19 protein-coding genes are annotated in these 24,410 nt (G+C 68.4%); 13 read left to right on the top strand and 6 right to left on the bottom strand.

Annotated elements, in window-relative coordinates; all coding sequences use genetic code 11:
• Positions 1–103: 103 nt before the first annotated feature.
• From NM1_RS37955 to NM1_RS37915, 9 genes are all read left to right on the top strand, one after another.
• Positions 104–1,132: a sulfate ABC transporter substrate-binding protein gene (locus NM1_RS37955; RefSeq protein ID WP_068032025.1), complete on the top strand. Its 1,029-nt coding sequence runs from the start codon at positions 104–106 to the stop codon at positions 1,130–1,132.
• Positions 1,129–1,992, top strand: coding sequence for a sulfate ABC transporter permease subunit CysT (cysT, locus tag NM1_RS37950; RefSeq protein ID WP_084520439.1), 864 nt, complete (start codon positions 1,129–1,131; stop codon positions 1,990–1,992). Before NM1_RS37955 ends, cysT begins: the two co-directional genes overlap by 4 nt.
• Complete coding sequence (gene cysW, locus NM1_RS37945; protein WP_068032022.1) at positions 1,989–2,798, top strand: sulfate ABC transporter permease subunit CysW; 810 nt, start codon at positions 1,989–1,991, stop codon at positions 2,796–2,798. Before cysT ends, cysW begins: the two co-directional genes overlap by 4 nt.
• A gap of 22 nt (positions 2,799–2,820) precedes the next feature.
• Positions 2,821–3,816 carry a sulfate/molybdate ABC transporter ATP-binding protein gene (locus NM1_RS37940; RefSeq protein WP_068032019.1) on the top strand — a complete coding sequence of 332 codons (996 nt, stop codon included), beginning with the start codon at positions 2,821–2,823 and terminating at the stop codon, positions 3,814–3,816.
• Between the two features lie 348 nt (positions 3,817–4,164).
• A complete protein-coding gene (locus NM1_RS37935) occupies positions 4,165–4,704 on the top strand; it encodes a hypothetical protein (protein WP_147288865.1) in 540 nt (179 codons plus the stop codon).
• Between the two features lie 524 nt (positions 4,705–5,228).
• A complete protein-coding gene (locus NM1_RS37930) occupies positions 5,229–6,392 on the top strand; it encodes an Hsp70 family protein (RefSeq protein ID WP_084520441.1) in 1,164 nt (387 codons plus the stop codon).
• Between the two features lie 306 nt (positions 6,393–6,698).
• Positions 6,699–7,703, top strand: a complete 1,005-nt coding sequence (locus NM1_RS37925) for an AurF N-oxygenase family protein (RefSeq protein ID WP_068032013.1) — start codon at positions 6,699–6,701, stop codon at positions 7,701–7,703.
• Positions 7,704–7,719: 16 nt separating this feature from the next.
• Positions 7,720–9,303, top strand: a complete 1,584-nt coding sequence (locus NM1_RS37920) for an FAD-dependent oxidoreductase (protein WP_068032005.1) — start codon at positions 7,720–7,722, stop codon at positions 9,301–9,303.
• Positions 9,304–9,955: 652 nt separating this feature from the next.
• On the top strand, positions 9,956–12,079 hold the full coding sequence (locus tag NM1_RS37915) for an Hsp70 family protein (protein ID WP_169814393.1): 2,124 nt from the start codon (positions 9,956–9,958) through the stop codon (positions 12,077–12,079).
• Positions 12,080–12,506: 427 nt separating this feature from the next.
• On the opposite strand, the gene NM1_RS37910 is transcribed toward NM1_RS37915, so the two are convergent.
• Positions 12,507–13,268 (bottom strand): SDR family NAD(P)-dependent oxidoreductase, encoded by a 762-nt coding sequence (locus NM1_RS37910; RefSeq protein WP_068031995.1) that lies wholly within the window; start codon positions 13,266–13,268, stop codon positions 12,507–12,509.
• A 166-nt stretch (positions 13,269–13,434) separates the two neighbouring features.
• Between NM1_RS37910 and NM1_RS37905 the strand changes: the two genes are divergently transcribed.
• From NM1_RS37905 to NM1_RS37890, 4 genes are all read left to right on the top strand, one after another.
• Positions 13,435–14,232 (top strand): HAD family hydrolase, encoded by a 798-nt coding sequence (locus tag NM1_RS37905; protein WP_068031992.1) that lies wholly within the window; start codon positions 13,435–13,437, stop codon positions 14,230–14,232.
• A gap of 141 nt (positions 14,233–14,373) precedes the next feature.
• Positions 14,374–16,332: a P-loop NTPase family protein gene (locus NM1_RS37900; protein ID WP_147288864.1), complete on the top strand. Its 1,959-nt coding sequence runs from the start codon at positions 14,374–14,376 to the stop codon at positions 16,330–16,332.
• Positions 16,333–16,339: 7 nt separating this feature from the next.
• Complete coding sequence (locus tag NM1_RS37895) at positions 16,340–17,896, top strand: ABC transporter substrate-binding protein (protein ID WP_068031973.1); 1,557 nt, start codon at positions 16,340–16,342, stop codon at positions 17,894–17,896.
• A 53-nt stretch (positions 17,897–17,949) separates the two neighbouring features.
• On the top strand, positions 17,950–18,762 hold the full coding sequence (locus NM1_RS37890) for a class I SAM-dependent methyltransferase (protein ID WP_068031970.1): 813 nt from the start codon (positions 17,950–17,952) through the stop codon (positions 18,760–18,762).
• Between the two features lie 12 nt (positions 18,763–18,774).
• On the opposite strand, the gene NM1_RS37885 is transcribed toward NM1_RS37890, so the two are convergent.
• From NM1_RS37885 to NM1_RS37865, 5 genes are all read right to left on the bottom strand, one after another.
• On the bottom strand, positions 18,775–19,506 hold the full coding sequence (locus tag NM1_RS37885) for a sirohydrochlorin chelatase (protein ID WP_068032041.1): 732 nt from the start codon (positions 19,504–19,506) through the stop codon (positions 18,775–18,777).
• Between the two features lie 214 nt (positions 19,507–19,720).
• On the bottom strand, positions 19,721–21,022 hold the full coding sequence (locus NM1_RS37880) for a sulfate adenylyltransferase subunit 1 (RefSeq protein WP_068031967.1): 1,302 nt from the start codon (positions 21,020–21,022) through the stop codon (positions 19,721–19,723).
• Positions 21,022–21,963, bottom strand: coding sequence for a sulfate adenylyltransferase subunit CysD (gene cysD / locus NM1_RS37875; RefSeq protein ID WP_068031964.1), 942 nt, complete (start codon positions 21,961–21,963; stop codon positions 21,022–21,024). The genes NM1_RS37880 and cysD overlap by 1 nt, the downstream gene beginning before the upstream one ends.
• Positions 21,960–22,676 carry a phosphoadenylyl-sulfate reductase gene (locus NM1_RS37870; RefSeq protein ID WP_068031961.1) on the bottom strand — a complete coding sequence of 239 codons (717 nt, stop codon included), beginning with the start codon at positions 22,674–22,676 and terminating at the stop codon, positions 21,960–21,962. The genes cysD and NM1_RS37870 overlap by 4 nt, the downstream gene beginning before the upstream one ends.
• A gap of 15 nt (positions 22,677–22,691) precedes the next feature.
• Positions 22,692–24,410: nitrite/sulfite reductase (locus NM1_RS37865; protein ID WP_068031958.1), on the bottom strand; the 1,719-nt coding region annotated here is incomplete at its 5' end.

The raw sequence follows: 24,410 nt of genomic DNA, 5'->3' as shown, positions 1-24,410 counted from the left end.
GTCGTTCGCCGAAATCCGTTGTACGGCAAGGCGTGGCGGCAAGATCGGAATTTCACCGTCGGCGCGATCGGTCGACCGGCGGGCAGAGGAAGGGTTCATCCGAATGTCTCGCAGCCCCCGGCTCGTCGTCGCCGCGCTGGTCGCGCTGGCGGCGGTCGCGCTCAGCGCCTGCAGCGGCGGAGCCAGCGATATCCCCGGCAGCGGATCCGGCGGGGGCAAGGGCGGCACGCTGACGCTGTACGCCTACGCCACCCCGAAGCCGGGTTTCGACAAGGTCGTCCCCGCGTTCACCAAGACCTCCGCCGGATCGGGCGTGCAGGTGCAGCCGTCCTACGGCGCCTCCGGCGACCAGTCCCGCAAGGTGAAGGACGGCGCGCAGGCCGACGTCGTGAACTTCTCCGTCGAACCCGACATCACCCGCCTGGTCGACGCCGGTCTGGTGGATTCGAACTGGAACGCCGACGCCAACAAGGGCATCCCGTTCGGCTCGGTGGTCGTGATCGTGACCCGCAAGGGCAACCCCAAGGGCATCGAGACCTGGGACGACCTGTTGAAGCCGGGCGTCGAGGTGGTCACCCCGAACCCGTTCAGCTCCGGTTCGGCGAAGTGGAACCTGCTGGCCCCCTACGCGGCGAAGAGCGACGGCGGCAAGAACCCGCAGGCCGGGCTCGACTATCTGAGCAAGCTGGTCACGCCGGACCACGTGAAGGTGCAGCCGAAGTCGGGCCGCGAGGCGACCGAGACCTTCCTGCAGGGCACCGGCGACGTGCTGCTCAGCTACGAGAACGAGGCCATCTTCTCGCAGCGCCAGGGCGACCCGATCGAGTACTCGGTTCCGTCGTCGACGTTCAAGATCGAGAATCCGCTGGCGGTGCTGAAGACCAGCAGGAATATGGACAAGGCCGTGGCGTTCAAGGACTTCCAGTACACCCCGTCCGGCCAGCGGGCCTGGGCGCAGGCCGGATTCCGGCCGGTCGACCCCGGTATCGCCGCCGAGTTCACCAACGACTTCCCGCAACCGCGGCAGCTGTGGTCGATCGCGGATCTGGGCGGCTGGAAACAGGTCGACAAGGAGCTGTTCGCCCCCGGCTCCGGGAGCATCGCGGCCATCTACGACAAGGCGACGAAGTGAGCGAGACCAGTACCGCTTCCCCGACTCCGGCCGGGTACAACAGCGGCATCCGATCCTGGCTGCGGGTGACCGGCTCGGTCGGCCCGCTGGGCATCGCCACCGCGGTGCTGTGGCTGAGCGTGATCGTGCTGCTGCCGCTGGCCGCGCTCACCTTCCACGCCTTCGACGACGGGTGGTCCGGATTCTGGGGTGCGATCACCGCGCCCGCCGCGCTGGACGCCCTGCGAGTCACCATCGCGGTGTCGGTGGTGGTGGCGCTGCTCAATGTCGTGATGGGCACGCTTGTCGCCTGGGTCCTGGTCCGCGACGAATTCCCCGGCAAGAGCATCGTGAACGCGCTGATCGACCTGCCGTTCGCGCTGCCGACGATCGTGGCCAGCATCGTCATGCTCTCGCTGTACGGCCCGCAGAGCCCGATCGACGTGCACCTCAACGCCACCCAGCCCGGCCTGGTGGTGGCGCTGGCGTTCGTGACGCTGCCGTTCGTGGTGCGCTCGGTGCAGCCGGTGCTGATCGAGGCCGACCGCGACGTGGAGCAGGCCGCCATCTCGCTCGGCGCCGACAACTGGACGACGTTCCGGCGCATCGTGCTCCCGGCGCTGGTGCCCGCGATCGTCTCCGGCGGCGGGCTCGCCTTCGCCCGGGCCATCGGCGAATTCGGGTCGGTGGTGCTGATCGGCGGCAACATCCCCGGCAAGACCCAGGTGGCCTCGCAGTACATCCAGCAGCAGATCGAGGTCGACCGCCCGGTGAACGCCGCCGCGGTTTCGGTTGCGCTGCTGGTCATTTCGTTCGTGACATTGTTGCTGCTGCGGTTGTTCTCCGACCGCAGCGCCCGCAAGGAACAGGCGACGCGATGAGACTGTCCGCCCTCACCCGGCTTTCGCTGCGCACGGTCGCACTGCTGTATCTGCTCGCGCTGCTGGTGGCGCCGCTGGTGATCATCCTGTGGCGCAGCTTCGAGAACGGCATCGGCCAGTTCATCGACTGGATCTCGACGCCCGCGGCCATCTCTGCGTTCAACATCTCGATGATCATCGTGCTGATCGTGGTGCCGCTGAACGTCGTCTTCGGCATCGTGACCGCCATCGCGCTGGTGCGCGGAAACTTCCCGGGCCGCACCCTGGTTCAGGGCGTGGTCGACCTGCCGTTCGCGGTATCGCCTGTGGTGGTGGGTGTTTCGCTGATTCTGCTGTGGGGCGTCGGCGGCTGGTTCGGCGATGTCGAGAACCTCGGCTTCCGAGTGATTTTCGGACTGCCCGGCATGGTGATCGCCACCGTCTTCGTGACGCTGCCCTACGTGGTGCGCGAGGTGGAACCGGTCCTGCACGAGATCGGCGACGACCAGGAGCAGGCCGCCACGACGCTGGGAGCCTCACGCTGGCAGACGTTCTGGCGGATCACGCTCCCGGCCATCCGCTGGGGCCTGACCTACGGCGTCGTGCTCACCGTCGCCCGGTCGCTGGGCGAATTCGGCGCGGTGATCATGGTGGCGACCGGCCTGCCCGGCGGCGGGCAGACGCTCACGCTACTGGTCAACGCGCGATACATGAACGACCGCAACATCTTCGGTGCCTACTCCGCGGCGACGCTGCTGATGGGCATGGCACTGGTCACCCTCCTCTTCATGACCGTTCTCGAACGTAAGCGGGGCACTGCGAAATGATCCCCCTGCCGGAGGCAAGCAAATGATTACTGTGACCAATGCGAAAAAGTCCTACGGCACCTTCGCGGCGCTCGACGACGTCAGCATCGATATCCCGTCCGGGGAGCTGACCGCGCTGCTCGGGCCGTCCGGCTCCGGCAAGTCCACGCTGCTGCGCTCGATCGCCGGTCTGGAATCGCTGGATTCCGGCATCGTCACCATCGCCGACCGCGATGTCACCCGGGTGCCGCCGCAGAAGCGCGATATCGGATTCGTCTTCCAGCACTACGCCGCGTTCAAGCACATGACCGTGCGCGACAACGTGGCGTTCGGGCTGAAGATCCGCAAGCGGCCCAAGAGCGAGATCAGCAAGCGGGTCGACGAACTGCTCGGCATCGTCGGCCTCGACGGCTTCCAGCACCGCTATCCGGCGCAGCTGTCCGGTGGTCAGCGTCAGCGCATGGCCCTGGCCCGCGCGCTGGCCGTGGATCCGCAGGTGCTGCTGCTCGACGAGCCGTTCGGCGCCCTGGACGCCAAGGTGCGCCAGGATCTGCGCAAGTGGCTGCGGCGGCTGCACGAGGAGGTGCACGTGACCACCGTGCTGGTCACCCACGACCAGGAGGAGGCGCTGGACGTGGCCGACCGGATCGCGGTCATGAACGCGGGGCGCATCGAACAGGTCGGCAGCCCGGAGGACGTCTACGACCGCCCGGCCAACGATTTCGTCATGTCGTTCCTGGGCGCGGTGGCGAAATTGAACGGGCACCTGGTGCGACCGCACGACATCCGCATCGGCCGCGATCCGAGCATGGCGAATGCCGAGCACGAGGGCACCGCGGAATCGGCCGGTGTCACCCGCGCCACGGTCGAGCGCATCGTGCGCCTGGGCTTCGAGGTGCGATTGGAATTGCGTAATGCCGCCACCGGCGATTTGTTCACGGCCCAGGTGACCCGCGGCGACGCCGAGGCATTGCGGCTGGCCGACGGGGAGACGGTGTTCGCGCGCGCAACCCGAATTCCGGACCTCCCGGCAAGCTGATTTCCGGAAACACGACACGCCGACGGTAAATGGCGTTTCAGATCCGGAATATGTGGTCGAATACTCCGCATGCGAAACGAGTAATTCCGCAGTTGATCGGAACGTGAGCTCGTGGGTCGCGCGGCTGCGCGATCGCATATCATCGCCCGGACGAAATTCTCCCGGGTAGTCCCTGTAACCACCGCCGCTGCCGCGCGATTATTGTCGCGAATGCGGGCGAAGTGGGGGAGCGGCGGATGCACAGAATCGCCCAATTCCATGCCCATACCTCGAATATCCCTTGCCGTGGTGGCCGTCTGCTGTGCGCTCGCGGTAATCAGCGGAGCCACGGACGCCGGACCGGATCATATGGTCGCGGACGAACCGGAACTCGCCCGAATATATGCCGAGCCGATCCCCGTCGGCCCGGCCGTGCTGCCCGAACCGCCACGCGATTCCTACAGCAGCCCCGCACCCGAAGAACTGCTGCCGCGCGAGGTCGTCGGATCGCAGCGGCGATTCACGCCGAGCCCGCATCAATGGGATAACGCGCGCCTGATCGTGGCGGCGGCGCGCGAGCGCGGACTGCCCGTTTATGCCGCTGTGATCGCCCTGGCCACCGCGCTGCAGGAATCGCTGCTGGAAAACCTCACCGTGCCCGTTGACAACGATTCGGTGGGCCTGTTCCAGCAGCGCCCGTCGACGGGCTGGGGCGCACCGGAGCAGCTGACCGACCCCAACTACGCCGCGGGCACCTTCCTCGACGCCCTGGTCGCCCGCGCCCCGGACTTCCGGCACCTGCCGCTGTGGCAGTCGGCGCAGGCCACCCAGGCCTCCGCCTTCCCCGAGGCCTACGCGCAATGGGAGGAGCAAGCCGTGGAGATGATCCGCGAAATCCTCGGCGAGTGAACACCTTCCAGCCCTCACGGACACTCGGTACCCGCCCGGTACTCCGCACCGATCTGACACCCCGCCCCGGGCTCCCCGTCGTTCCGGTGTCTCGTCCGGCGCTGCCTGTCGTTTTCGAGCGTCTCGTCCGGGGCTGGTCGTCGTTCTCGAGCGTCTCACTCGGCCCCTGCTCGTCATTTCCGGCGTGCTTTTGGCCGGAAACCACTGCAGCCCAGGTGGATTCCGGCCAAAAAGCGCGCCGGCAGCGACGGGAGGGATCGGTGGTGTGCAGGCGGTGTCGACGTTCCCGGCAAATCGGTACCGGTCGGTGGTCGACCTGTTGTCGCTCCCAACACCTCGGATGCCTCGAGGATGGATTACGCAGGTAGTGGCCGATCGGTCGACCGAGATGCATAGCCCGTCTCACAACCGGCGCTCGGCGGACAATCGCGTGTCCGGTGGTTGGCAATCTTTCAGCACAGTGGTTGCCTGAATCCGGGTCGGATCACGGTTCGGTAAACGGCTCGTCGATCGAGGTGGACGTGATGACGGTTGGGCTCGGAGTCAGTATCGGCACGGTAAATACGGTGTGCGCCGTCGAGGAGGGCAGCGGCGGCCGTCACGGACCGGGGCACAGGTCCGTGTTGCGGCGGCCGGGCGGCCCGCCCGCCACGTGGCGCACCACCCTCACCTTCGACAGCACCGGCACGGCCCGGGTCGGGCGGATTCCCAAGCACGGCCGCGCCATCACCGATTTCGCCGACCTCACCCAGCGCTCGGCGCCCACCGCCCGGGTCGGCCACCGCGCCCTGTCGGCGGCCGACCTGGTGGCGACCGTCGCCGCCAGCGTCGTGGAGGACGTGCTCGGCGCGGCACCCGAGCCGGAGTACGGCATCACCGTCACCCATCCGGTCGGCTATCCCGTGCACCGGGTCACCGATCTACGCGAGGCGCTCGATGCCGCCGGGCTGCGGCAGGCCGTGCTGGCCGCCGAACCGGTCGCGGCGACGGTGTGGCTGGAGGACGCGTGCGGTCCGCTGATGCCCGGCCTGGCCCTGGTGTACGACCTGGGCGGCTCGGGGCTGCGGGTCACGCTGGTCCGGGTCGGCGCGGGCTGCCCCAGCAACCCGGTCGTCGGTGAATCGTTGCGCTCCACCGAGTTCGGCGGCCGCGCGTTCGGCGCGTACATGGCCCGCAGCGCCAACTGGCGCTCGGCCGACACCCCGCACGTCGCCACCGACGCGGTGATCACCGAACTGCGCACCGACCACGTGCGCAAGTCGCTCAGCGTGGTCTACCGGTGCCTGCGGGTGGCCGATGTGACCATGGCCGATGTCGACCGCGTGCTGGTGATCGGTGGTGCGGCGCGACCGCCGGAGGTGGCGGCGGTCCTCGCTTCCGCTCTCGCCCGCCCCGTGATCGTGGCGCCCGATCCGGAGCGCACCGTCGCGGAGGGAGCCGCGATCCTGGCCCGCCGCGCGGCCGAGGCGGAGTTCGGCGCGGCCGCGCACCGCCGCCGGTGGAATGTGGGGCAGATCCGCCTCGGGCGGCCGGGCGTCAACGGGCGGGGGCGACGGCTGAGCCGAGCCGCGGTGACAGCGGCACTGGTCGGCGTGGGCGCGCTCTTCGGGGCCACCGCGGTGGCCGGTGACGCTGCCAGTATCGCCGCGGTGACGCCGGACGCGTGCATGGTCCACCTGTACCGCTGACCCGCTGCTCCCGCAGGCGTCTCTCGGCACCGTCCGCCACTCCTGTGCAGGCGGTGCCTACGCGTCTGGGCGGGGTGGCCTGGCATGGAAGCCCGCTCATACTCCCTCGGGGGCCGAGGTGATGCGGAACACGTTACCCGGCGGTAATGGTTCGGCCATGTTGCTCCGACCTGCGCCGATGGATCACCTGGACCTCGATTCGGTGTACATATGTGCACTCGAATAGGGGGTTCTATTGACCCGCGAGAGCGTTGGTGTAACTATGGGACACAGTTACCCGCGCAACATGGAGAGGCTGTGACGACGATGTCCGTTGCCGCTACCAACGACCTCGATCCGGTGGTCGAAGAGGCTCAGCAGTACGCCCAGAAGCTGATGCTGCTCTCCGAGGGATCGGTGAACAAGCACTTCGATCCGTACGAGGACATCGACTGGGACAACCCCGACTTCGATCCGGAGGCCAAGCCGGAGCGCTGGATCCTGCCCGTTTCCGCGGACCCGCTCGGCCGCCACCCGTGGTACCGGGCGCTGCCGAAGGAGCAGCAGATCGCGATCGGCAAGTACCGCCAGGCCAACGTCGCCAAGGCCGGACTGCAGTTCGAATCGATCCTCATCGTAGGTATGCAGCAGTACATCTTCTCGCTCGCGAACGGTTCGCCCGAGTTCCGGTACTGCTCCCACGAGATGATCGAGGAGCACAACCACACCCTGATGTTCCAGGAGATGGTGAACCGCATCGGCATCGACGTGCCCGGCATGGGCCCGATCACCCGGCAGTTCCGTCACCTGGCGTCGCCGATAGCCGCCATGTTCCCGAACCTGTTCTTCATGGCCGTGCTCGCCGGCGAGGAGCCGATCGACCACATCCAGAAGCAGATCCTGCGCTCGGGCGAAGAGGTGCACCCGATCATGCGCGGCGTGATGGCGATCCACGTGGCCGAGGAGGCCCGCCACATCTCCTTCGCGCACGAGTTCCTCAAGCTGCACGTCCCGGAGAAGAACGCGGGCAGCCGATTCATCCTGTCGCTCGCGATGCCGATCGTGATGTGGATCCTCGGCCGCTCCATCGCGACGCCGCCGCGGGCCTTCTTCCGGGAGTTCGGCATCCCCGAGTCGGTGCGCAAGGAGCTGTTCTACGGGTCCAAGGAGGCCAAGCAGACCTTCGCCGACTACTACGTCGACGTGCGCGCACTGGCCAAGGAGATCGGGATGATGAACCCGGTGTCGAAGGCGCTGTGGAAGGCGCTGCGCATCGACGGCCGGTCCAGCCGCTACCGTTCGGAGCCGATCCGCTCCGGCGCGGTCGGCTGAGGGAGTAGGTCGTACAGTGCCGTACGTCGTCACCCAATCCTGTTGCAGCGACGCCTCGTGCGTGTACGCCTGCCCGGTCAACTGCATCCATCCCACCCCGGATGAGCCGGACTTCCTGACGGCGGAGATGCTCTATGTCGACCCGCAGGCGTGCGTGGACTGTGGCGCGTGTGCCTCGGCCTGCCCGGTGGACGCGATCACCTCGTCGAAGAAGCTGACCGACGAGCAGAAGCCGTTCATCGAGATCAACGCCGACTTCTACCGGCAGACTCGGCCGCGGGCCATGCTGGCCAAGCCGATTCCGGCGGCGGCGGTCGAGCCCGGCCGGGGCTCGCTGCGGGTGGCGATCGTCGGCTCCGGGCCGTCCGCGATGTACGCGGCGGACGAGCTGTTGACGCAGCCCGACGTATCGGTGACGGTCTTCGACCGGTTGCCCGTGCCCTACGGGCTGGCCCGCCACGGCGTGGCGCCCGACCACACCCGCACGCGGCAGGTCAGCCGCCTGTTCGACGTGATCTCGGCGCAGCCCGGATTCGGGTCGTATCTGAATGTGTCCGTGGGCGAGCATATTTCGCATGCCGAACTGCTGGAGCACTACCATGCGGTGATCTACGCGGTGGGCGCCTCGTCCGATCGCAAGCTCGGCATCCCCGGCGAGGGTCTGCCCGGCAATGTCTCCGCCACCGAGTTCGTGGCCTGGTACAACGGGCATCCCGATCACGCCGGACGCGAGTTCGGTCTGTCGCAGCGGCGCGCGGTGATCGTCGGCAACGGCAATGTCGCGCTCGATGTCGCCCGGATTCTCACCGTCGACCCGCAGACGCTGTCGGGGACCGAGGTGTCACCGGTGGCACTGGAGGCGTTGCGGCACAGCAAGATCGAGGAAGTCGTGATCGTCGGGCGCCGCGGCCCCGCCGAATCCGCCTTCACCGTGCCGGAATTCGTGGGCCTGCTGGGCGCGGACGTCGACATCGTGGTGGAAGGCGATGTGCCGGAACCGATTGCGGGGATGGCGCAGAAGGTCGAGCAGAAGCTGCGCCTGCTGCGCAGCGTGGCCGATCGGCCCGTCGGGGCGCGCAGGCGGATTGTGTTCCGCTATCTGTCGTCACCGACCGCGCTCACGGGTACCGACCGGATCAGCGGAATCGAGCTGGAGCGCAACGAACTTCGCGCCGACGCCGACGGCATCGTGCGCGCGGTGGGCACCGGCGAGACCGACACCCTCGACGCGGGCCTGGTGCTGACCTCGGTCGGCTACCGCGGCGTGGCGCTGCCCGGCCTGCCGTTCGACGAGAAGGCGGGCGTGATCCCCAATCTCGACGGTCGCGTACTCTCCGCGCCCGGCGGCGCGACGTTCCCCGCCACCTACGTGACCGGCTGGATCAAGCGCGGCCCGACCGGCTTCATCGGCACCAACAAGTCCTGCGCACAGCAGACGGTCCGCCAGCTGGTCGACGACTTCAACGCGGGCCGCCTGCCCGAACCCGCCCGCGACGTCACCGATTTCGACCACTTGGTCACCGGCCGCCGCCCCGCGGCCATCCGCGGCGGCGGCACCGCCCAGCCGTGGTGGAAGCGCAAGCTCCTCGCCCGCGCGTAACCCCGTTCTCGCACCCCCTGCAGGTTCCCGCACCCCGCCCAGTCTCCTGAGCGGGGTGCGGGAGCATCCCGCGCCCGCCGCACTCCACGCACCCCGCGCATGTTCGCGCACCCGTTACAGGCGCTTGTAGCGGGTGCGCGAACACGCCAGGGGTGCGGGAACCGCTCGGGGTGGGCGCCGGGGTGTGAGTTGGTTTGGGGTGGAAGGTGTTTGGGAACCGGGTGGTCTGTATGAGGTGGGGGAACTGCCTGGTTTGGGTTGTATGAGTGGGGTGGCAACCTTTTAGCCATCGGTGTTTCAGTGGCGAAATTCGATCTCGCGGTGAACTTTTGCGGACGTTTACTGCACACCGGTTGGTATGTCCAAATGGTTACTGTGAGGTAGCTAGTTTCGGTAGCTATTTGCCGTGTCAACGTGAATCTGAACCCGTGACCATGACCTGGTCGGCGGTCTATCAGGGCTTTTGCTTTATAGACCGGTGGGTATGAAACCTTTTCCGCCCATTCGGTATTCGTGATCGACATCCACCAGCTAACCTGTGATCGCTGTTTGGTAAACGACCGCGACCACTCGGTTCGATTACGTGGGGCCGTGGTCTCGGTGCGTTGACGGGATAGCAATGACAGTTGGCTTCGGCTTGAGCATCGGCACAGTGAACTCCGTCTGGGCGGCTGCGGGGGAGCGTGATCGGCCCGCCGTGCGGGTGCGTCGCACGGCCGTCACCTTCGACAGCGCGGGCGGTGCGCGGATGGGCGGTCTGCCCCGATTCGCCCCTGTCGTCACGGATTTCGCCGATCTCACGCAACATACGGAGCCGGTGATCGTGGGCGGCCGCGCATGGACACCTCCCGAACTGGTGGCGGCGGTGGCCGCCTGCCTGATCGAGACGGACGAACCCGCCGCGCGCCCCGTCGTCGCCTATCCCGCGTGCTACACCGACCGCCATCTGGTGCCGCTGCGTACGGCGCTGGATCGCGTCGGCGTCGGCGACGTGCTGCTGATGCCGGAGCCGGTGGCGGCGGTGGAATGGCTCGACGCCGAGCACGGTGTCTCGGAATCGGGCCTCACGCTGGTGTACGACCTGGGCGGCAACAGCCTCGACCTCGCCGTCGTGCGCACCGAGGGCGACCGGAACGAACGCGGCGTGCTCGGCAGCGCGGTGCGCTCCCACCGGTACGGCGGCCGTCCGCTCGGCACCGTGCTGGCCCGGTACGCGCGCGCCCTCGGGCCCGGTGCGCCGGCACCGGTGTCGAAGGTCGTCCCGGCGGGCGACACCACCCGATTACGCACGTGGACCGTGCGCAATTCCCTTCGGCTGGTGCGCAAGTGCGTGCACCACGCCGGGCTCACGATGCGCGATATCGACCGGGTGCTGCTCGTCGGCGGCGCGGCCCGGCCCGCCGAGGTGGCGCAGGTGCTGTCCGAACTCGGGCGGCCGGTGGTGATGTCGCAGGATCCGGCGCACACCGTGGCCGTCGGTGCGGCCGTCGCGGCGGCCCGGATGGCCGAGCCGGGGTCGAATTTCGGCCGATACGCGCGCGGCGCGGCCGTATTGTCCAGTGCCGCAGTGGCCTCCGCGGTGGCGATGTCGGCGGCCACCATGTTCGGCAGCGGTCCGATCGGAACCGACGGCCCGGCACTGGAATTCGCGCCCGCCCTGGCCGGTCCGGCCAACGGGGCCCGCAACCAGTTCCGGGATCTGCGCCTGCTCGAGGGGCTCGAGGGCCTCGACTCGGTGCCCCGCGTGCCCGCGGCGGCGGACGGGCTGCTGTCCTCGTTCACTCCCTCGCGCGCGTACAGCACTGTGGCGCAGTCGTTCTCGAATGTCGCCGCCACCGCGAATGTGGAGCGGGCGGTGCGCGAGAACGGTCCGGGCGAGCACTGCGATCCGATCAGTCGCCGCAACGCCTCCGGCTACGCCGATCCGGCGAGCTTCACCAACCCGCTACCCTTCGGCTCGACGGCGAGTACGGCGTCGGGCAGTGCTACCCCGGCCGGTACCTCCATCGGCCGGATCCCGTCGATCAGCCTGCCGCGCTTCGGATCCGCGGCGACGCCGAGCGGCTCCATGCCGGGGCCGATCTCGCTCGGCAGCATCTCCACCCCCGATTTCGACTCGCGCCCCGCTCCGTCGGGTCCCGCTCCGGGAAGTTCGCTGGCCAACCCCAGGACGGGCGCCGGCTCCCAGTCCGGCACCGGCCGAGCGGGCGGAAACGACACCGGCGCAAGGAAATCGGACGAAGGAAAGACCGCGCCGATCGCCGGGGCGCTGCCGGGCCCCGGCACCGGCGGTGGGTGGACCGGGGGCGGATTGCCGTCCGGCGGTTCCGCACCCGACCCCGCGCGAGGTGAGGGGACGGGGTCGGGCGGACCGGGAGACGGGCCGACGTCCTCCGGAGGCCTGTCCTCCGGAGACCGCGGCCCGGGCAATTCGTCCCCGGGGAGCGGCCCGAACTCCGGCGGAGGTTCGGCGCCGGGCGGACCGTCGAACTCCGGTGGGTTCTCCGGCGGCGGCATGAATTCGGGCGGTCTGTCCGGCGGGGGCATGAATTCGGGTGGGTTCTCCGGCGGCATGAATTCGGGTGGTCTCTCCGGCGGCGGCGCGAGTTCGGGCGGTCTCTCCGGCGGTGTCAGCTCGGGCGGCGGCGCGAATTCCGGCGGCGCGGGCGGAGATTCGGCCTCGGGCGGATCCAAGAGCGACTCCAAGTCCGGCGGTTCCTCCGGCGGCTCGGGTGGCGGCGGTGGTTCGGGCGGCGGTGGTGGCTCCCGTCGCTGACGGCGCAGGGCTGCTTCATAGTCCGGCACGACCCGGGGGCTCTGCGGTGCGATGAGGGCATCGTGGTGGACCTCGACCCGGCGGGCGACTCCAGTGGTGGTTCGGGCGGCGGAGGTGGCTCCGGCGGGGCGGCGGCTCGCGCCGCTGATCACCCAGGGCCGCTTCGAATCTCGACACAGATGAGGCATAGGCGGTGCGATGAGGGCATCGCATTCGACCTCAGTGGGTGTACTGGGACGCCAGTAGTCCAGTGCGGCACAGGGACTCTCGCTCGGCTGTAAGGCGACAGTGCTCCGGCCGCGTGCCACTCTGAACGGGCGTGCGGGTGGTGTGCCGCGAGAGCGAGCGTCGGCGGTGTGGCGCACAGGCCTCGCCAACGGCCATCGGCCGCACACCGAAAGGCGTGCGGCCGATGGGTTTCGGCGTTCTACTGTGCGGTGAAGCCGCCGTCGACGGCCATGGCCGCGCCCGTGACGAAGCTGGCCTCGTCGCTGAGCAGGTAGGCGCACAGGGAGGCGATCTCCTCGGGGCGGGAGATGCGGCCGACGGGGTGCAGGGCGGCGACCTGGGCCTCACCCTCGGGGGTGGCGCCCATCGACGCGCGGAAGGCCGGGGTGTCCACCGCGCCCGATACCAGGGCATTGACCCGCACGCCCTGCTGCGCGGTCTCCAGCGCCACCGCGCGGGTCAGCCCGACGACGCCGTGCTTGGCCGCCACGTACGGCGCCACCGAGCCCATGCCCACCACACCGAGATTGGATGCGTTGTTCAGGATGGCGCCCCCGCCGGAGCCGAGGATCGCCGGGACCTGATAGCGCAGGCCGTGGTACACGCCGGTGAGGTTCAGCTCCAGTTCGGCGCGCCAGGCATTCTCGTCGATGTCCTGGATCGGGCCGAACGCGCCGACGGCCCCCGCATTGTTGAATGCGGCATCCAGCCTGCCGAACTCGTCGAGCGCGGTCTGCGTCAGCCGGGCGACCTCCTCGGCCACGGTGACATCGGTCGGCACGAACACCGCGCGACCACCGGCGGCCCGGATCTCCTCGGCCACGCGGTCGCCCGCCTCCTTGCCCCGGGCGCCCAGCGCCACCGCGGCGCCCTCGGCGGCCACCCGGCGCGCCACCGCGGCGCCGATACCCGAGCTGGCGCCGGTGATCAGCACGACCTTGGACTCGAACCGAGCGTTCATCGATGACTCCTTATTTCCTGCGGTTCTTCGGTTTTCGCTTGACGAGACTCAGTCAACCAACGGGGAAGACCCGAAGCTGGCGGAAACCGGACATGGAGTTGATATGTCATGTATTGCGGGAGTGGCCCGTGCAAAGGCATTTGCACGATCGGGTGACAATGGGCGCGTGGACACAGCAGAGAAGCCGCAGTTGATAGCGCTCGATGTGGACGGCACGCTCCTGAGCACCGGTGAACCGATCAGCACGCGAGTCCGCGACGCGGTCCGTGCGGCGGTCGCGGACGGGGCGCACGTGGTGATCACCACCGGCCGCACCCTGCTGGCCACCCGTCTGGTCGCCGAGGAGCTAGGACTCGACCAGGGGCAGGCGCTGTGTTCCAACGGCGCTGTGCAGGTGGACATCTCGAACTGGAAGCCGCTGGCGCTGCACACCTTCGACGCGGAACCTTCGGTGGCGGTGCTGCGCGAGGTGTTCCCGGACATGGTGCTGTCGGTGGAGAAGGTCGGCGTCGGGACCTGGGCCACCGGCTACTATCCGGGCAGTTTCCGGCTCGGCGAGTTCCGCTTCGTCGAGGACCACGAGCTGGCGCTGGAGCCGACCACCCGATTGAACGGCTGGTGGCCCGGCGGCAGCCTCGCCGACATGGTCGAGGTGATGGCCGAACGCAGCCTGCCCGGCGCCGGCTGGGTGCACGGGGAGCACGAGCCCTGGCTGGTGGCCTCCAAGCAGGGCGTGTCCAAGGGCTGGGCGCTGGAACGCCTCCGGCAGGAACTCGGCATCCCGCACGAGGCCACGCTCGCCATCGGAGACGGCTACAACGACCGCGAAATGCTTTCCTGGGCGGGACTTTCCGTGGCGATGGGCAATGCGGTGGAGCCGGTATTGGAACTGGCGGACGAGATCACGGTCGACGTTGCCGAAGACGGTGTCGCGGTGGTGCTGGAGCGGTGGTTCCGCAACTGATCGCGCGACTTATCGGCCGGGATTTCGCGGACCGCCGAATGTATTGCCGACATATTGAGCGGCAATTACGACTTGTGTACGGCAGTGCCACAAACGAATTCGGGTCTAGCCAGCCGCGCATTGATCGACTACAACTGGTGCGTGGATGAGGGTGGGCAGACATTCGGGCACGGTCAGGCAACCGGGCTCGTCCGGCGGCTCATGCGGCGCGAACCGGACGGTCGGGTCACGCGCAGCCTGAGCCATCCGGTCCTGGTCGTCGAGGGTGCCCGGGGTTACGGAAAATCGGCGCTGCTCGACGAGCTGGCGCGCAAACTCGACGGGCATGTTCCCTGCGCCCGAGTGGATTTCGACCGGCATCGCGTCGCCACCGTTCCGGAAGTGCTGTCGGCGACCGCGTTTCAGCTGGGAAGCGCGTGTGAGAGCTACGGTTCGCTGCAGTTTCCGCTGCTGGCCGTCGGGCGGCGGGTGATGCGGGCGGACCTGCCCGACGATCGTCCCGCGGCGCGGACGGCGATCGGGCAGATGCTCGGCAGGCAGGCCGACGGCGGCTCCATGCGCGAGACCCTCCGGGAGGCATCGGGGGAACTCGCCTCGCTGCTCGAGGACGAGCCGATCACCGTCGCGGCCCGCCTGATCACCGTCGTGGGGATCGAGCCCGCGCTACGCTTCGTCCGCCGCGGCCGGACATGGTCGCCCGACTGGTACGGCCACCGCGACGGTACCAAGCACCGCGATCCGCTCGATGTCCTCGTCGATCTCTCGAACTGGGTGCGCGAGGAGCAGCACGCTCAGGTCGACGAGCTGCTCCTGGCGGCCTTTCTCGCCGATCTGCGGGAGAACTTCCAGAAGTCGAGGACGGCCGCGGAGATGACGCTGAACTGCGTCCTCCTGTTCGACAATGTCGATACCGCGCTCGGGCAGAAGTTCGTCAACGGCCTGGTGGACGCCCGCAAGGGCCGCCGGGCCCTGGGCGACGATTCGGCCGATCCGATCACGGTGGTGGCGGCGAGCCGCGGCGAGCTGCTGGCGCCCATCACCCAGGACGGGCCGCTCGACGCGGTGAGCCGGGGGCTGGTCGCCTTCACCGGCAAGGAGAGCGACCACGACCTGACCTACGACATGCAGGGCGCGCCGAACCTGTGGTGCCGGTTCACCCTGCGAGACCTGACGGAGGACGAGGTCGGCGCGATGGTGTCCGGATTGCCGCCGCACACCGAGGGCTCCGTCGACCTGATCGGCAATCACCAGCTGACGGCGATGGTGCACGGCCTCACCGACGGTCATCCGGCGTCGACCGCTCAGATCGTGGCGGCGCTGCGCGATCGTCCGCTGGTGAACGGGGAGGCGCTGGGCGTGCTGCTGGAGCGGCGGGATCCGAACCGTGCGAACCTCGAGCACCTGGAAGATCGGTTGTGCGACAAGCTGATCGGCGAATTCTCCGAAGACGGGTATTTCGACATGGTCACCTGCGCGGCGGCGCGGACGTTCGATCACGCCGGACTGCTCGCCGCCCACAGCGGACTGCTCCGGGGCGGCATCCACAGCTATCGGGAGATCAAGCCGGTGGTGTGGCCGGTCGCCGGCGGCGCCGGGCAGATCATCCTGCGGCGGCTCCTGCTGCGGCAGCTCGCGGCGAGATCCGACGGTGCGCCGGCGAGCTGGGGGAAGGTCTTCGGCTGGCTTCGGGATCGAAGTAGAAACGACGGCGACGAGGAGAGCGTGCTGCATTACGCCATGGCCGCAGAGGATTTCGCGACGACCCGGGAGGGGCTGCGCCGCCGGCTCGACGAGGGCGCGACCCGCGACTGGGTGCGGCTGTTGCGCTCGGTGACCTCGATGCCCCGCCGGCGCCACGATCCGGACGTGTCCGCGATGGACCAACTGCACGCCGCGGTCGACGGGCCGCCGCAGCCGATTCCCCGGCTGATCGTCGCCCGCTGGATCGCCTCCGATCCGTTCGTCTCCAATCGCCGCCGCTCGCTGCATTGGCAGATCGCGGCCGATTACGACGTCGTCGCCGGTGTCGCCACGGGCGATCCGGTGCCATTGCTGGAGGAGGCCGACGAACACCGCAGAATAGCCGAGCAGTGGAGTTGAGGGGCTCGTGAGCGACAACACTCGAGATGAGATCATTCCGCCGCTGCCGCCCGGCCGGTGGCGCCGGATTCGTATCAGGCTGCGCAGGCGCAAGATCGCGGTGGCGCTGGCGGTGGTCGTCGTGATCGTCGTCGCCGGGGTCGTCTACCGGGTGGCGCAGCCGGACAATGCCTGCGGGCGTTCGGATTCCGGCGTGGAGCGGATCGGCGCGGAATGCGTCGGAATCACCGACGGCAGCTACGTATTCCACGAGATCTACGCGGACGTGCAACGCAAGATCGCCGAGGAGAATGCCGCGGTCAGCGGCTCCGGGCGCACCGTGACCATCGCGCTGCTGGACCCGATGACGGTCGACGAGACGTCGGCGAATACGCCCGAGATGATCCGCAACGAACTCGAAGGCGCGTACGCGGCGCAGATCCGGATCAACCGGACCGCGGCCATCGGTGACCAACGACCGCTCGTCAGGATGGTGCTGGCCAACTGGGGTAGTCACGGGCAGCAGTGGGAGCCGGTGGTCGAGCGGCTGGAGGGCATGGTCGACGATCCGGAGCCGCTGGTGGCCGTGGCCGGACTGCGGTTGTCCACGATTCAGACCGAACTGGCGGCCAAACATCTTGCGGAGCACAACATCCCGATGGTCAGTTCGATCGCCACCGCGGACCAGCTCAACTACGGTCAGATTCGCGGATTCATTCGATCGGCGCCACCCAATTCGGAATATGTTGCGGCACTGCACGATTATCTGCAGAGCCGCGACGAACTGGATTCGGCGATTCTGGTGTACGACGCCAACTCCGACATCAACGACGATCCGGGAACGACCTCCGGCGCGGACCTGTTCACCCGATCGCTACGCGACGATTTCGGTTCTCGTTTCGCCGATGTCATCAAATTCCCGGCGCAGAGCTATGTGGGTATATCCGGCCCCACGGCGGCGAGTCCGAGCCTGTTCACCAATATCGTGCAGAACATCTGCGCGGTGAAACCCGAGGTGGTGTTGTACGCCGGTCGCGTCGTGGATTTCAGCAATTTCCTGGAGTCGATGTATGCGCGGGTGTGCCCGGGCACGCCGGTCACCGTATTCGGGGCGAGTGCCGATTTCGGTGCGCTGCAACTGCGATCACACGAGGCCAAGCTGCGGGAGAAGAACATTCGCATCGCCTACGCCACGGAGACCGATCCGGCGGGCTGGCTGCGGAACGCCCCGGCCACGCCGCCGTTCTTCCGGGAGTTCTACGACAAGTTCGGAGAGCTCGGATTCGATCCGGCGCACCTGGACGACGGCGGCGCCATCTCGACCCACGACGCGCTGCTGATCGCGGCCAAGGCGGCACGGCTTTCCGCTCGCGCCCATGTCGGGCAGGAGCTGCCGAGGCACGACGACGTACTCAATCAGATGCTGAACCTGAACAGCCTGGACGAGGTGCCCGGCGCCTCCGGCCAGCTGAGCTTCAGCTTCCGGGGCGCGGACAGCGGCAATCCCAGCAACAAGCCGATCCCGGTGATCGAGGTGCCGTCGGCCGCGGTGGCGCAGACCGCCGAGGTGCATCTCACCAAGTGATTCCGTAGATGAAAACCGTTGCCACTAAGTCGGTATCGAGTTAGGCTTGCCTAATGTCGAACCGCGAGGTGGACCTGGTCGGTGTTCCGGTAACGATGCTCTGGACGTTGCACAACCGCGCCTCGGAGGCGGCCCGCCGAGACGGGAAGCTGCACGATCCCGACTGCGTGCGGATCTATGAATCGATCGATTTCGACTACGCCCGGAACTTCGGCCCGCCGGACGGCACCCATGCCGAACGCTCCCGGATCTTCGACGATGCCTTGCGCCCGTGGCTCGCCGACCATCCGGACGGGACGGTCGTGGAGCTCGGCGCCGGGCTGGAGACGCAGTTCCAGCGCTGCGACAACGGCCGCGTGCGCTGGCTGTGCGTGGATGTCCCGGATGCCGTCGCCGTGCGGGAGCGCTTCCTTCCCGCCTCCGAGCGCTGTCGCCACATCGCCTGCAGCGCACTGGATCCGGCCTGGCTGGACGAGGTCGAACCGGGCGAGGTGTTCGTGACCGCGCAGGGCCTGTTCATGTACTTCGACGCCGAGCAGGTGCGAAACCTGGTGACCGCCATGGTGAGTCGGATGCCCGGCATGCGGCTGATGTTCGACACCATCCCGCCCTGGTTCGCCCGCAAGACGATGTCCGGGTACGCCAAGACCGAGCACTACACGGCACCGCCGATGCCGTGGGGCGTGCGCCGCGACGACATCGCCCCGCTGCTGCGCGGCTGGACCCCGCGCATCTCGGAGGTCCACGTCCGCAACTACGGGCCGTCGCGGGGACCCCTGGCGGTCACGATGCCGATCTTCGATCGAGTGCCGGTCCTGCGCAATATCCCGCCGAGCATCACCCACGTGCGGACAGCGCGGGAGTAGAGCGGCCGAGTCTTATGCCGACAAGGCCAGTATCGGTGTGGCGGCGCCGAGGTAGCGGTCCAGGGCGACCTCGGTGAGCAGGGGGTGGGCGCCGATGGTTTGCGCGTGCACGAGATCTGGGGTCGCGTGGTGCAGGCGGTCGGTGAGCAGACCCGGGGCGAGGAACCAGGGGGCGACGAGCACTCGGTCGCATCCGTGCCGGTGGAGGCGTGAAACAGCCTGGGGCAGAGATGGTTCCGTGGTCGCGAAGCAGACAGACGATTGCCACGCCGTACCCGCGGTCAGTAGTGCGCCGATCCGCTCGGTGCGGAGGTTGGCCCGTGCCGAGGACGAGCCGACGGCGGCAACCGCGATCCCGGTGCGGCCGTCATGCGGATCGGCGCCCGCGGCCAGCAGGCGTTCGCGCAAGGCTGCGACCAGGCGGAGATCGGCGCCGAGGACGTCGGCCTGGGTCAGGCGCAGGCCGGGATGGCGGGCCCGGGCCGCGGCGAGCATGCCGGGCAGGTCGACCCGCGCGTGAAAGGCGCTGCCCAGCAGGAGGGGGACCACGACCGACTCGGTATGTCCTTGTGCGGCAACGGCATCCACGACCTGCTCCACCGAAGGGGTGTTCAGGTCCAGGAACGCCAGGCGGACGTCCACATCGGGACGCCGCGAGGCCAGGTCGGCGACCACCGCGGACATCGTTGCGGCAGAACGCGGATCACGGCTCCCGTGTGCGACCGCGATCAGTGCGGGCGCGATGCGAGCGGGCCGGCTCTGAGGAAGACCAGTGCTCACGGGAGCACGCGCCGAGTCCTTCCCGTCGTTCCGGCGAACGCCGGAACCGAGTGGCGACGCGAGGTCCGAGGTCCCGACTCGATCCCGGCGTTCGCCGGGATGCCGGGTTGAGCCCGCATCGGGATGACCGGGTGGGACCGCGCCGAGGCGGTGCCGGGCCCCCGCAGCCGAACTCATCTCAGACCTCGGCCCCGGTACCGACCTCGACCGCGGTGAGCACGTCGCCCACCAGGCCCGCGGCCAGGGTATTGCCGCCTGCCGGATCGATGAGCAGGAAGCTGCCGGTGTGCCGGTTGGTGCGGTAGTCGTCGGCCACGATCGGGTCGGCGACGCGCAGCGCGATACGGCCGATGTCGTTGAGCGACAGCGACTCCGGATCCGGGTCGGCGGCCAGGTTCTGCTCGTCGAACCGCTCCAGCAGCGCGCCGACGATGGCCTGGGTGGTGCGGGTGCCGTGCTTGAGCAGCAGCCGCGCGCCCGGGCGCAGCGGCTTGTCGCCGAGCCAGCAGACGGTCGCGTCGAACGCCTGGATCGGTTCCGGCGCGTCGGCGGCCGCGGCGATGGTGTCGCCACGGGAGATGTCGACGTCGTCGGCGAGCACCAGGGTGACGCTGCGGCCCGGCTGCGCGGTGGCCAGCTCGCCGTTCGCGGTGTCGATGCGCTCGACCGTGGTGCGGATGCCCGACGGCAGCACCACGACCTCGTCACCCTTCGACACCGCGCCCGCCGCGACCTGTCCCGCGTAGCCGCGGTAGTCCGGGTAGTCGGCGGTGCGCGGCCGGATGACGTACTGCACCGGGAAGCGCAGGCCCACCTGGTGGCGCCCGGAACTGTCGGCGTCGACCGGCACCGACTCCAGATGCTCGATGAGCGAGGGCCCGTCGTAGAACGGGGTCTGCTCCGACCGGGAAGCGATGTTGTCGCCGTGCAGCGCCGACACCGGGATCTCGACCACGTCCTCCGGCGCCCAGCCGAGTTTCGTTGTGAGTTCCGTGAATTCGGCCGCGATCTTGGCGAAGACCCCGGCCGCGTCGTCCACCAGATCGATCTTGTTCACGGCGAGCACGAGCTTCGGCACACCCAGCAGCGCCATCACCGCGGCATGGCGGCGGGTCTGCTCGATCACGCCCTTGCGGGCGTCGACGAGCAGGATCACCAGCTGCGCCGTGGACGCGCCGGACACCGTGTTCCGGGTGTACTGCACGTGCCCCGGCGTATCGGCGAGCACGAAAGTCCGTGTGGGCGTGGCGAAGTAGCGGTAGGCCACATCGATCGTGATGCCCTGCTCCCGCTCGGCGCGCAGGCCGTCGACGAGCAGCGACAGGTCCGGTGTGGACAGGCCCCGGTCGACCGACGCGCGGGTGACGGCGTCGATCTGGTCGGCCAGCACGGATTTCGTGTCGTAGAGCAGCCGTCCGACCAGGGTGGACTTGCCGTCGTCGACACTGCCGGCGGTGGCCAGTCGTAAAAGGTCGGACATCAGAAATAACCCTCTCGTTTGCGGTCTTCCATCGCCGCCTCCGACACCCGGTCGTCGCCGCGCGTCGCGCCCCGTTCGGTCAACCGGGACGCCGCCACCTCGGCGAGGATCGCCTCGTTGTCGGCCGCCTCGGAAAGGATTGCGCCCGTGGAGGATCCGTCGCCGACGGTGCGGTAGCGCACCGACTTCACGAGCAGTTCCTCGTCGTCGCGCGGACCGCCCCAGGAGCCGGGGGTCATCCACATGCCGTCGCGCTGGTACACCGGGCGCTCGTGCGAGTAGTAGATGGTGGCCAGCTCGACGTTCTCGCGGGCGATGTAGCGCCAGATGTCGAGCTCGGTCCAGTTGCTCAGCGGGAACACGCGCACGTGCTCGCCCGGCGCGTGCCGGCCGTTGTACAGGTTCCACAGCTCCGGGCGCTGCCGCTTGGGATCCCAGCGGCCGAACGCGTCGCGCAGCGAGAAGATGCGCTCCTTGGCGCGCGAGCGCTCCTCGTCGCGGCGACCGCCGCCGAATACCGCGTCGAAGCGGTTCTCGGCGATGGCGTCCAGCAGCGGCACCGTCTGCAGCGGGTTGCGAATGCCGTCGGGCCGCTCTGCCAGCCGCCCGTCGGCCAGATAGTCCTCGACCGACGCGACATGCAGGCGCAGTCCGTACTTCTCGACCACGTGGTCGCGGAACTCGAGCACCTCCGGCAGGTTGTGCCCGGTGTCCACGTGCAGCAGCGCGAACGGCAGCGGCGCGGGCCAGAACGCCTTGAGCGCCAGGTGCAGCAGCACCGTGGAGTCCTTGCCGCCCGAGAACAGGATCACGGGGCGCTCGAACTCGCCGGCGACCTCACGGAAGATGTGGATGGACTCCGACTCGAGAGCGGCCAGGGTATCGAATTCCTCGAGCGAAGCGAGAACATCGAATTCGGTGTCGGTGACTGGTGTACTCATGAGCTGTGCAACCCGCATTCGGTCTTGGCGAGGCCGGCCCAGCGGCCGCTTCGCGGATCGGATCCCGGTTCCGGCTTCCGCGTGCACGGAGCGCAACCGATGGACGGATATCCCTCCTCCACAAGGGGATTGACGAGGATGCCGTGCTGCTCGATGTAGCCGGTCATCTCGTCGTCGGACCAGGCGGCGATCGGGTTGATCTTCACCAGGCCGAAGGCCTCGTCGAAGGAGATCAGGGGCGCGTTGGCGCGGGTGGGGGACTCCACGCGGCGGATGCCGGTGACCCAGGCGTTGTAGCCGGTGAGGGACTTCTTCAGCGGCACCACCTTGCGCAGGCGGCAGCATTCTGCGGCGTCGCGGGCGAACAGATCCTTGCCCAGCAGGCGATCCTGTTCCGCCACGGTGTGTTCCGGTTGCACATTGACGATGTTCACGCCGTACACCGTCTCGACGGCATCACGGGTGCCGATGGTCTCGGCGAAGTGGTAGCCGGTATCGAGGAACAGCACGTCCACGCCCGGGTGCACCTGCGCGGCCAGCTGTACGAGCACCGCGTCCTGCATGTTCGAGGCGACGATGTAGCCGGAACCGAAGGTGTCCTCGGTCCACTGCAGCAGCTCCTGAGCCGAGGCGTCGGAACCCAGTTGTGCCGCACCGTCTTCGGCGATCTTGCGCAGTTCGCTCTCGGACAGCTTCTCCAAAGTGGTTGCCATAGCTGAAATCTCCCGTTACCGAAGGTCTGCGTCGTCGGCGCGGACAGCCCACTGCGCGAACCGCTCGCCCTCGTTGCGGTTCTTCACGAAATTGCGCACCACACGCTCGATGTAGTCGCCGAGCTCGTCGCTGGTCACCTTGTGCTGGCGCAGCTTGCGCCCGAAGGCGCTGTCGAACCCGAGGCTGCCACCCAGATGAACCTGGTAGCCCTCCACCTGATTCCCGTCGCCGTCGGCGACCAGCTGGCCCTTGAAACCGATATCGGCGATCTGGGCGCGGGCGCAGGAGTTCGGGCAGCCGTTGATGTTGATGGTGACCGGGACGTCCAGCTGCGCGTTGATATCGGCGAGCCGCTGCTCGAGTTCGGGCGCCAGCGCCTGCGAGCGCTTGCGGGTCTCCACGAACGACAGTTTGCAGAACTCGATTCCACTGCAGGCCACCAGGTTTCGTCGCCAGATCGACGGCTTCGACTGCAGGCCCAGGGGTTCCAGATCTGCCTGCAGCTGTTCGACCTTGTCGTCGGGCACGTCCAGCACGATCAGCTTCTGGTACGGGGTGAACCGCACCCGGTCGGCCCCCGCCCGCTCCGCCGCGTCGGCGACCTTGGTGAGGATGGTGCCCGAGACGCGTCCCGCGATGGGGGAGAAGCCGACGGCGTTGAGGCCGTTGCGCAGCCGCTGCACGCCCACGTGGTCGATGACCTGCGTCACCTGTTCCGGCGCGGGGCCGTCGATCAGCTTGCGCTTCAGGTATTCGGTCTCGAGGACCTCCCGGAACTTCTCGATGCCCCAGTCCTTCACGAGGAACTTCAGGCGCGCCTTGGTGCGCAGCCGGCGGTAGCCGTAGTCGCGGAACAGCGATACGACCGCCTCCCACACGTCCGGCACCTCGTCCAGCGGCACCCACACGCCGACGCGCTTGGCCAGCATCGGATTGGTGGACAGTCCGCCGCCGACCCACAGGTCCAGGCCCGGCCCGTGCTCGGGATGGTCGACGCCGATGAACGCCACGTCGTTGATCTCGTGCGCCACGTCCTGCTGGCCGGAGATCGCGGTCTTGAACTTGCGCGGCAGGTTGGAGTATTCCTTCTTGCCGATGTAGCGGCTCACGATCTCGTCGATCGCCGGGGTCGGGTCGATGACCTCGTGCAGCGACTCACCGGCCAGCGGTGAGCCGAGCACCACGCGCGGGCAGTCGCCGCACGCCTCGGTGGTCTTCAGGCCGACCTCTTCCAGCCGCCGCCAGATCTCCGGGACGTTCTCGACCTCGATCCAGTGGTACTGGACGTTCTCGCGGTCGGACAGGTCCGCGGTGTCGCGGCCGAACTCGGTGGAGATACCCGCGATGGTGCGCAGCTGCGCGAGATTCAGGGCGCCGGCGTCGCAGCGCACCCGCATCATGAAGTAGCGGGCCTCGAGGATGTCGATGTTCTCGTCGCCGGTCCAGGTGCCGTCGTAGCCCTGCTCGCGCTGGGTGTAGAGGCCCCACCAGCGGAACCGGCCGCGCAGGTCGGCCTTGTCGATGGAATCGAAACCGCCCTTGGAGTAGATGTTCTCGATGCGGGCGCGGACGTTGAGCGGGTTGTCGTCCTTCTTGCTCTGCTCGTTCGGGTTCAGCGGTTCCCGGTAACCGAGCGCCCACTGGCCCTCCGACTTGCGGCGGACCGGCTTACCGGTGCGCTGGCCGGTGGCCTCCGGACGCGGCCGCGCGCGGCGTTCCCGCGCGGCTTGTTC

Origin of the sequence: Nocardia mexicana NBRC 108244, from assembly GCF_001613165.1 — a bacterium.
In the GTDB taxonomy this organism is placed as follows: Bacteria; Actinomycetota; Actinomycetes; order Mycobacteriales; family Mycobacteriaceae; genus Nocardia; species Nocardia mexicana.
This window is presented reverse-complemented; position numbering and strand designations above follow the sequence as displayed.